Consider the following 10261-nt stretch of genomic DNA (forward strand, 5'->3'; position numbering starts at 1 on the left):
AACACAACCAAACCCCCCAAAAAACCCAACAAACCCAAAAAACCCGGCCCCAACAAGAGGCGAAAACTCACAACAACAAAATGTTACGGCATCAGACTATCGATCGAGACACACCACATTATTACCGACAGATAGCTGAGATCGATCCTACCTCGATCGCCACTAGCAAATTGTCCCGCTAACTGGGCGATAATTAGCTACATAATAATCGATCGTAAATCTTCGCTCCTACCATGTCAGAAATATCCATCGAATCTACGCTCCACGAAGAGCGACTATTTAGCCCAGCAGCAGAATTTTCCCAAGCTGCACAGATTAAGAGCTTGGCGGAATATGAAGATATTTATGCCCGCGCCCAAGCTAATCCCGAACAGTTTTGGGCAGAACTGGCGACAAGCGAATTGCATTGGTTTAAAAAATGGGAAACAGTGCTAGATTGGCAGCCTCCATTTGCCAAGTGGTTTACAGGCGGCAAGATTAATATCTCGTATAATTGTCTCGATCGACATCTGACTACTTGGCGTAAGAATAAAGCCGCGCTAATTTGGGAAGGCGAACCGGGCGACTCCCGCACGCTGACTTACGCTCAATTGCATCGCGAAGTTTGTCAGATGGCGAATGCGCTCAAACAGATGGGTGTCGTCAAAGGGGATTTAGTCGGGATTTATATGCCGATGATTCCGGAAGCGGCGATCGCGATGCTGGCTTGTGCGAGAATTGGGGCAGTACATACCGTTGTCTTTGGTGGTTTTAGTGCGGAGGCTTTACGCGACAGATTAGCGAATGGGAAGGCTAAAGCTGTCATTACTGCCGATGGTGGCTGGCGTAAAGATGCGATTGTCCCGCTGAAAATTCAAGTCGATAAAGCTTTAGAAAATAACGCCTGTCCGACAGTCGAGAAGGTTTTAGTCGTCCAACGTACCAAGCAAGAAATCCCCATCATCGAGGGACGCGATATCTGGTGGCATGAAATTCAGTCTACCGTATCCGCCGACTGTCCTGCCGTCGAAATGGATGCCGAGGATATGTTATTCGTCCTCTACACCTCCGGTAGCACGGGCAAACCCAAGGGAGTAGTCCATACTACTGGCGGTTATAACCTCTACAGCCACATTACCACCAAATGGATTTTCGATCTCAATGATACCGATGTTTATTGGTGTACTGCCGATGTCGGTTGGATTACCGGACATAGTTACATCGTCTACGGGCCATTATCCAATGGTGCAACCACCGTTATGTACGAAGGAGTCACCCGCCCCTCGAAACCGGGCTGTACCTGGGACATCATCGAAAAATATGGCGTTACCATCTTCTACACCGCCCCCACCGCTATTCGCGTCTTCATGAAAATGGGTGAAGAACTCCCCAACGCTCGCAACCTCTCCTCCCTCCGCCTGCTCGGTACCGTCGGCGAACCGATTAACCCCGAAGCCTGGATGTGGTATCACCGCGTCATCGGCAAAGAACAATGCCCGATCGTCGATACTTGGTGGCAGACTGAGACTGGGGGCATTATGATAACTTCCCTGCCTGGTGCCATTCCCACTAAACCAGGCTCCGCCACCCGCCCCTTCCCCGGCATCATCGCCGAAATCGTCGATCTCGATGGCAATACCCTCCCCGCCAATAATGGCGGCTACTTAGCCGTCAAATATCCTTGGCCGGGAATGATGCGAACTGTCTACGGCGACGACGAACGTTTCCGCAAAACTTACTGGGAACACATCGCCCCCAAAGATGGCAAATACATGTATTTTGCGGGGGATGGAGCGCGTCAGGACGCAGATGGATACTTCTGGGTGATGGGACGCATCGATGATGTTCTCAACGTTTCTGGGCACCGTCTGGGCACGATGGAACTCGAATCTGCGCTTGTCTCTCACCCTGCGGTAGTCGAAGCCGCAGTTGTGGGCAAACCGGATGAAATTAAAGGCGAAGAAATAGTTGCTTTTGTGACTTTAAATAGTAACTTTGTCGGCGATGCAAGTTTAGTAAAAGAGTTGCAAAAACACGTCGGCGTAGAAATTGGGGCGATCGCCCGTCCGGGTGAAATTCGTTTTACCGATGCACTACCCAAGACTCGATCGGGTAAAATTATGCGACGGTTATTGCGCGATTTAGCCGCAGGCAAGGAGGTTTCTGGAGATACTTCTACGTTGGAAGATCGCAGTGTGTTAGATAAGTTGCGAGGTAATGATTAGATGAACTAAATAGCGATGCACGCGATCGATAACGATCTTTATCTACGTGCATCGTTGCAACTTTTCAGATCCAAGTTAAATGTTTTAAAATAATAGATGCCCATAACGACTAATTTACGATGACTGACCAAGAATTACAGCAATTAGTAGCATCCAATGCGCGGACGATCCAAGCCATGTTGGAGCAGCAAGAAACCAGCAGGTTGCAATACGAGTCGCACCGACTGCTTCACGAAGAACAAATGAATGAAATTAGACAGGCGATGTTACGGTTAGCTAATGTTGAAGAAGGGTTAATTAATATGGTGGTATCTATCGATGAAGATCGTCCCACAGTTTTGAGAAGATTAACGTCGATCGAGAATAAGGTCGATCGGATATTAGCAAAAGACAACGGAATTGGATAATTACTCGATCGGTTAACTTACTTCCCACTCTGTTTAACTGCTTTCTTGCGTGTCTTTGCTTGCGATAATAATGACGTGGCAAATGAGATGGCTTCTTGTGCCGATTGTCCCCCGGCAATTTGGGCGATCTCGTCGCGGCGTTGCTGCTGAGAATGCAGCTCCTCAATGCGGACGATCGTACGTTCGACTGCGGCACTACCGTTACCCGGATGGCTCGAACTAATTGTCTCCTTAGCTACGCGAAAATGGCGATCGGCCATTGCGGCGATCAGGGGTTGGTGGGTGACGCAGAGGACTTGCTGAGATTGGCTCAGGTGGTGGAGTTTACTGGCGATCGATTGGGCGACTTTGCCCGATACGCCAGCATCTATTTCATCAAAAATTAGGGTACCTGCACCGCCGTTATTTGAGAAGCAAGCTTTGAGAGCCAGTAGAAACCGACTCATTTCGCCGCCAGATGCCGTAGCGGCAAGCGGTTGAATCGGTTCGCCAGGATTGGGGCTGAAGTTAAAGCTAATGCTGTCTGCGCCTGCGGCTGTGGGCGGTTGGGGGGCGATTTCGACTTGGAATTGGACTTTATCCATTGCCAGGGGTTTGAGTTCGCGGATCAGGTTTTGTTCGAGATCGATCGCGGCTTGCTGGCGGAGGGTGGTAAGTTGGTGGCAAGCTTGGGTGAGTTGGATCTGGAGATCTTTGACTTGGTGTTCGAGTTCTTCAAGGGATGCTCCTGCCCCTGTAAGCTGGATTAACTCGGTTTGGATAGAAAGTTGATGCTCGATCGCTTCCGTTAGTGTGGGGCCATATTTGCGGCAAATTAGCTTAAGGGCGCGAATCCGGTCTTCGATTTCCAGGAGTCGATCGGGATCGGCTTCCAGGGCGTCACCATAATAATTGATTTCGCGTCCGGCTTCGGTGATTTGAGCGAGGGCAAGACTGACGAGATCGAGGGTGGATTGAAGGCTGGCGTCGATGTCCACCATGTCGATGAGGGTGGATTCGGCTTTACCGAGCATGTCGGCAACGGCGATCGCTCCCCCGGTATCATTTTGATAGAGGAGTTGATAGACGGCGTAGCTCTGCTGTTGGAGATCGACGACGTGACTGAGGCGTTGGCGTTCGGTTTCGAGATCGATGAGTTCGTCGGGGGTGGTAAGGTGGACTTGGCTTAATTCTTCGGCTTGATACTGGAGTAAGTCGAGTCGTTGCAGGCGCTGCTGTTCGTTTTGCTGGCGATCGAGCCATGTTTGATAAGCTTGCTGATAAGTGGTGTAAGCGGTGGCAATTTGGGTGCGCTGTTGGCTAATTGGTTCGCCACCATAGAGATCGAGTAATTCTTTTTGATGGCTGGGATTTGTCAGTTGGACGGTTTGCCCTTGAGCGGTAATCTCGATGGTTAGCTCGCGGAGTTCTTGGGCGAGTTGACGGTTGCAAATCGCGCCATTGACGCGCATTCTCGAGCGGAGGTTAGTCCCCTGAATGCTGAGTTCGCGACTGCAAATCACCGTATCATCATCGGTTAAGTCAAATTCTCGATCGATCAGCCATGTCCTAATCCGCTCGGTAGTAGCAAATGTCCCCTCGATGATGGCTTTGGCTGTCCCTGTGCGAATCATCCGCAGTGACGGTTTCCCGCCCAAGACAAGATCGATCGCATCGAGGATAATCGATTTTCCCGCACCAGTTTCGCCAGTGAGCACATTTAAGCCTGCCCCAAATTCGAGTTCTAACTCGTCAATCAGGGTAAAATTATGAATGTGCAAGGACAATAGCATTAGGGGGTAGAGGGTAGAGGGTAGATGAGATGGGAGATGGGGAGGTGGGAGATGGGAGATGGGAGATGGGAGACTGGGAGAATTTTTGCAACTCAACTCACTATCCCACCACCAATGCCCTTTACCCTAAAGCCTAAAGTCTAAAACCTAAATTAATTGCGCTGGATGATGGAAGCCGAGTCTGGTAGCGATCGACTAGAGTTGAGAAATCTATCTAGACTTGAGGCTGACAGCCATGAATGACTTAGACGATTTTGCTTTACCGATCGAATCGGCTGAGAGTATGGATAACCTGCCCGATTTAAAAATTTATGGCTATCGAGTATCTGAGAAATTGTCAGTACATAGCAACGGTAGTCGGATTAGCTATCTGGCGACAGAGGCTGATTCCGAGCGATTGGTGGTCATCAAAGAATGGCGACTCGATCGACAAACGCCATCTCTAGACTATGCTAATTATTTACCAGAAATCGCTAGGTTACAACAACTTGACGATCTGAATATTCCGCGATACCTCAATTCCTTCCAGACACCAACCGGATTCTGTCTCGTGCGCGAGTATCAGCCGGGAGTTTCCCTTGCCGAACTAGGAACGCTACCACCAGCGGATATTCGGCTAGTCACTGATGCGATATTAACTATTCTTAAGCAGCTCCATCACTTAGCACCTGCCTGTATTCATCAGAATATCAAACCCGAGAATATCATCGTCGATACCGAGACAGAGCTGGCAATCTATTTAGTAGATTTTGGGCTGCACCCCCAACTAGAAGATCGCCCTAATGCCTACCCGGCTAATCCTAACTATTCTGGGCAAATAACCGATATTCAACTAGATTCAGCTTACGATCTCTATAGTTTAGGGCTGTCAATGATTTGCCTATTAACGGGTACTGCTACCTCCCACGCTCAGCATTTATTCGATGCTAACTATCGGCTGTATTTTCAGCACTTATTACCAGCAAATACCGATCCACAATTAATCGCTTGGCTGACAAATATGGTGGCATCGAACCATCGCCAGCAATATCTAGATCGGTTTATCGATCGGCAAATTACCACCGAGCGATCGCCAGAAGTTCCGACCGACCGATCGTCATTTCAATTACCCGTACCTAAGCGTCAGATCCACTGGTGGCGCTGGGGAATTGGGGCTGGTGTTCTCTTTAGTCTACTCATACTTGGGTATCAGTTCTTATTACCGAAAAATGATGAACTAAGTCCCGCCCAAATTGCCAAAAATCGCGCGATCGCCAGCGAAGCCCAATTTGCCGCATCCGATCGCGGTAAACTCATTAAAGAAAAAAGATGTATTAATTGCAATCTCAACGGGCAAAATTTTGCTAAAGCCGATCTCACTGGCGCAGTTGTGCCACAATCCAACCTAAATGGGGCAAATTTTACCGATGCTAATTTGACACTAGCAATTTTTCAAGATGCCGATTTGAGTGGGGCTAATTTTAGTAGGGCTAACCTTCAACGCGCTGCTCTTTATGGTGCCAAACTGAGCGGGACAAATTTGGCAGGAGCAAATCTGACTCAGGCTAAATTAGTCTATGCCAAGCTCAGAGGGGCTTCTTTACGCAATGCTAATCTTACCGATGCCAACCTCAAATTTGCCGAATTTCAGCAAGGAGATCTGAGAAATGCCAATCTCACAGGTGCAGATTTAACTAATGCCGATCTGTCTAATGCCAATCTCACTAAGGCAACTTTAACTAATGCCAAATTAGATAGTGCCATCCTCACAGGTGCAACGATGCCTGATGGTTCGGTTCATCCTTGATTTATTCGAGATTATTTAATTGCTCGATAATGCCATCCTCACAGGTGCGACGATGCCTGATGGTTCGGTTCATCCTCGATCTATTCGAGATTATTTAATTGCTCGATATAGTTAACTTCTGCTTGCCAATAGGGTGGTAAAGTATCCCACGGGTTGTTGTTAGCAGTATCGGTACTGTCGTTGGTAATATACACATATCCAAACCTAGATTTAGCAGCGCGATCGAGGCTGTTTTTCATCAGCTTGCGGTTGGTAGTTGTGTGGATGAGTGTGGCAAAATGTTGAGGGGAATATTTAGCAACATAAGCGGGTGGCTGGTAATCCTGCCAATTTTTTTGCTTGTTTTCAAATAACACGATCGTATCGGCAACTGGTTTGCTGAGATAACTTTCGTCGATCGCAGTACCAGGATTGAGCGTCACAGTATAACCGGAACCATGGTTAGCATTACTACTTAGCGATTGAGATTTTATATAACGATAAATTCGATGATAATAATTTAGTTTTTCCGGTGTGTTTGCAGCCTCATCGATAAAAATTCCTTGAACATTAAAATATTTAATGTATAGATCGATATCGGCTTCGATTGCGAGTAAATCGCGTTTGGCATAGTTACTAGGAACGTAGCCAATTATTTTGATGCCAGCTTGATGTAAATCTTTGATGCCCTGTTGATAATCTACGTTTGGTGGCATACCATTAGGGCCATTATTCGGATTGATAATCGCGACGATCGGGACTTTGTTCGCAGCCGCGATTACTTGCTTCCAAATATAGTTATTTTTGTCATACCAATTGGGATAAATATATAGTGGTAACAAAATCTGGAGTTTTGAATGCCGATCGAGCTTACTGGTAATCTGCATCCGAGTTAAGTCGATCCGATCCGATCGTTTTGAGAGCTGTTGTTGACGATCGGACGTACAACCGATCGAGCAAGCAGTTAGAATAGCGGCAATTAGTAAACGCTCTAATCTCATCCAGCGACCGTCATTCTATATAAATATTCTCGACAACCCGATCGTGTGGTAGTTTCTAAAAACGATCTTTAAGTATCCTTTCATCTTACAGTAGGGAGAAACGATCGTCAGAGGATATTTGAAAAGTTTTATTTGTTACACTCGTGGGCAGCCTTGCTAAAATACACTTATCCGATCTGGTATAGTAGCCATGTTCCAATCCGAACTGCGTAAATGCTTACCCTCCGCCGAAGAACTCCCTTGCTCCGATGATACGCCTGTGGATAGCGAACTTCAAGAATTAATCCCTGGATTATTGAAATCAATCCTGCTGATCCTTTGGGGACAGCGCATGGACTGGTTATTTGGGATCGATATGGCGATTTATTTCGATCCAGATTTACCCCCGATCGTACCTGATGGTTTTTTAAGCTTGGGTGTCGAAAGATTTTATGATGAAGAACTGCGACCTAGTTATGTGCTGTGGGATGAGTTAATCGTACCGAGCATTGTATTAGAGGTCGTTTCCACAAACTATCGACAGGAATATACTACTAAGCTGTCTCAATATGCCAATCTGGGAGTTCTATATTATGTAGTTTACTCTCTTGAAAAGGTGCTCCACTTGGGGAAACCCCAAGACCGCACTTTTCGCAACTCCAAACGGCGGCGCAAGCCTAAGCTAGAAATTTACAAGCTGATAAATGGTAGCTATGAGTTACAAAGTGGGAATCCTTTATGGATGCAAGAAATCGGCTTAGGGATCGGTTATGAGCGGGGCGATTATGGCGGCGTAACCAGAGATTGGCTCTATTGGTACGATGAAAATAATCAGCGTTATCCGACACCACCTGAATGGGTGAAACTAGAGCAACAGCGGACACAGCTAGAAATCACCAAAACCAGACAAGCACAAGCCGAGTCGCAGCAGGCACAAGCTGAGTCCCAGCAGGCACAGGTAGAAACCCAACAAGCACAAGCTGAGTCCGAACGAGCACAAGCTGAGTCCGAACGAGCTAAAGCTGAGTCCGAACGAGCACAAGCTGAGTCCGAACGAGCTAAAGCTGAGTCCGAACGAGCTAAAGCTGAGTCCCAGCAGGCACAAGCCGAGTCCCAGCAGGCACAAGCCGAGTCCCAACAGGCGCGAGAGCGGGTGGCAAGGTTAGCTGCAAAACTGCGAGATTTGGGAATCGATCCCGATGAAGTCTAGAATTAGCTGCGATAATTATTAATCTAGATGAAATCCTACACCTTAATCGCTCCAGCCAAAATCAATCTCCATTTAGAAATCCTCGGCATCAGACCCGATAATTATCACGAACTAGTGATGGTAATGCAGACGGTCGATTTAGCAGATCGCGTCGAACTCAGATCGCTAGCTACAGATGATATTATTTTGCACTGCGGACATCCAAATGTGCCACTCGATCGCACCAATCTTGCCTATCGCGCGGCGGAATTGATGCAGCAAGAGTTTCCCTATGCTCTGAGTGAATATGGCGGAGTCGAAATTACCTTACACAAACATATCCCGATCGCGGCTGGCTTAGCTGGCGGCTCGGGAAATGCTGCGGCTGTCTTAGTCGGCATCGACTTACTATGGGAACTCGGACTCACTCAAGGCGATCTCCAAAAACTGGGGTCAAGGTTAGGCTCTGACGTGCCCTTTTGTATTTCGGGCGGCACTGCCATCGCTACGGGTAGAGGGGATGTCATCTCGCCCCTACCTAGCTTAGACGGGATCTATGTGGTGCTGGGAAAATATCAAAGTCTAGCCGTATCGACACCGTGGGCTTACACGACTTATCGGCATGAATACGAACATGACTACCCACAGGCACTCGCTAGTCTAGCGACTCGTTCCCACCAGATTCATTCTGGAGATCTAGTCCGCGCGATCGTCGCCCGAGATGCGGTTAAAATTGGCAAGCTGCTGTACAACGATCTCGAAAAAGTAGTGTTACCTGCGTACCCACAAGTCAGCCAATTACGAGCCGAATTTCAGCGCCACGCTAATCTGGGTACGATGATGTCTGGTTCGGGGCCGACAGTATTTAGTCTAGCAACCTCACTAGCACAAGCCGAAACAATCTATCATCAAGTTCGTGCTGCCATCCCCGATCCAGATCTAGAATTATTTGTAACTCAGTTTAGCGATCGCGGCGTCAGAGTAGTCTAACTTACATTCCGCACTTCAATTTTTCGCTTGCGTAGGGTGTGTTTCTGCGCCAGCAAAACGCACCGATCCTCGTTCGATCGAGCTATGTGGTGCGTTACCCTGACGGTATAACACACCCTACCAGATGCGAAAAATAAGGCTTTTTAGGCAGAGATTTTATGAAGTGCGGAATGTAGAATCTAATCCAATCGCCGTCCTCCCATCTCCCATCTCACCCATGACCCAAATTACACCTCCCGAAACGACTTTACCCAGTCCCTTAAAATGTTTGACTGGTTCGCTGATTGCTGGCAGCATGTCGCTGGCATTGTATGCGATGACTAGCAGGATTGCGATGACATTTGCGACCAAACCGATGGTCCAAAAGACGACGATGGCGAATAATATCGCCGCTGCGGTGCGGACGCTGGTGGTAGGTTCGACAGCTTTGGGTATGGCGGTATGTGGGATTATTGCGATCGGTCTAATTGGATTGGCAATTCAATCAACATTTAGTAAGCCGCAAACTGTTAATAAATAAGAAACTTGGCATATACAGTAATCCAGCAGCAGTTAGGAATTAATAAATAACACTAGATCTACTCCACAATTTTTCGCATTGCCTTAATTTCCGAGCGATGTTTCTTGGCTGCTAACCTCCGTCGCTCTTGACCTTTACTTGGCGTTCTAATTTTGCGAGGTAAGACTACCACCGCAACACTTAAAATCAGCTCCTTCAAGCGATCGAAAGCTGCCGATCGATTGCGTTCTTGACTGCGATGTTCCTGTGATTTAATCACGATTACACCTTCATTAGTAATCCGGCGATCGGTTAATTTTAGCAACCGTTCTTGATACCATTCTGGTAAAGATGATGCTCTAATATCAAATCGCAAATGAATCGCCGTCGCTACCTTATTCACATTTTGACCGCCAGCACCTTGCGATCGAATAGCACTAATCTCGATTTCACTA

General features: G+C 47.5%; 9 protein-coding genes and 1 pseudogene. 7 read left to right on the forward strand and 3 right to left on the reverse strand.

The window, feature by feature from the left end; translation table 11 throughout:
* From RMO35_RS21770 to RMO35_RS21780, 3 genes are all read left to right on the forward strand, one after another.
* On the forward strand, positions 1-182 hold a 182-nt coding region (locus RMO35_RS21770), incomplete at its 5' end, for a hypothetical protein (protein WP_309744228.1).
* Positions 183-233: 51 nt separating this feature from the next.
* A complete protein-coding gene (acs, locus tag RMO35_RS21775; RefSeq protein ID WP_309744230.1) occupies positions 234-2204 on the forward strand; it encodes an acetate--CoA ligase in 1971 nt (656 codons plus the stop codon).
* Positions 2205-2323: 119 nt separating this feature from the next.
* Entirely contained in the window at positions 2324-2611 is a 288-nt protein-coding gene (locus RMO35_RS21780; RefSeq protein WP_309744232.1) for a hypothetical protein, read from the forward strand.
* Positions 2612-2628: 17 nt separating this feature from the next.
* On the opposite strand, the gene recN is transcribed toward RMO35_RS21780, so the two are convergent.
* The gene (gene recN, locus RMO35_RS21785; RefSeq protein WP_309744234.1) at positions 2629-4383 is read right to left on the reverse strand and encodes a DNA repair protein RecN; all 1755 of its coding nucleotides are present in this window, start codon (positions 4381-4383) and stop codon (positions 2629-2631) included.
* 235 nt (positions 4384-4618) lie between these two features.
* Between recN and RMO35_RS21790 the strand changes: the two genes are divergently transcribed.
* The gene (locus RMO35_RS21790) at positions 4619-6169 is read left to right on the forward strand and encodes a pentapeptide repeat-containing protein (RefSeq protein WP_309744236.1); all 1551 of its coding nucleotides are present in this window, start codon (positions 4619-4621) and stop codon (positions 6167-6169) included.
* An 80-nt stretch (positions 6170-6249) separates the two neighbouring features.
* Here RMO35_RS21790 and RMO35_RS21795 read toward each other — a convergent pair whose 3' ends face one another.
* Positions 6250-7149, reverse strand: a complete 900-nt coding sequence (locus RMO35_RS21795) for a spherulation-specific family 4 protein (RefSeq protein ID WP_309744238.1) — start codon at positions 7147-7149, stop codon at positions 6250-6252.
* A 190-nt stretch (positions 7150-7339) separates the two neighbouring features.
* On the opposite strand from RMO35_RS21795, the pseudogene RMO35_RS21800 reads away from it, so the two are divergent.
* The 3 genes and pseudogenes from RMO35_RS21800 to RMO35_RS21810 all read left to right on the forward strand — a co-directional run.
* Positions 7340-8143, forward strand: a pseudogene (locus RMO35_RS21800) (Uma2 family endonuclease); the annotation flags it as partial.
* 222 nt (positions 8144-8365) lie between these two features.
* Positions 8366-9307, forward strand: a complete 942-nt coding sequence (ispE, locus tag RMO35_RS21805) for a 4-(cytidine 5'-diphospho)-2-C-methyl-D-erythritol kinase (protein ID WP_309744243.1) — start codon at positions 8366-8368, stop codon at positions 9305-9307.
* Between the two features lie 217 nt (positions 9308-9524).
* Positions 9525-9827 carry a DUF3082 domain-containing protein gene (locus RMO35_RS21810; protein WP_309744245.1) on the forward strand — a complete coding sequence of 101 codons (303 nt, stop codon included), beginning with the start codon at positions 9525-9527 and terminating at the stop codon, positions 9825-9827.
* Between the two features lie 58 nt (positions 9828-9885).
* Here RMO35_RS21810 and arfB read toward each other — a convergent pair.
* On the reverse strand, positions 9886-10261 hold a 376-nt coding region (gene arfB / locus RMO35_RS21815; protein ID WP_309744247.1), incomplete at its 5' end, for an alternative ribosome rescue aminoacyl-tRNA hydrolase ArfB.

This window comes from Chamaesiphon sp. OTE_20_metabat_361, assembly GCF_031364565.1.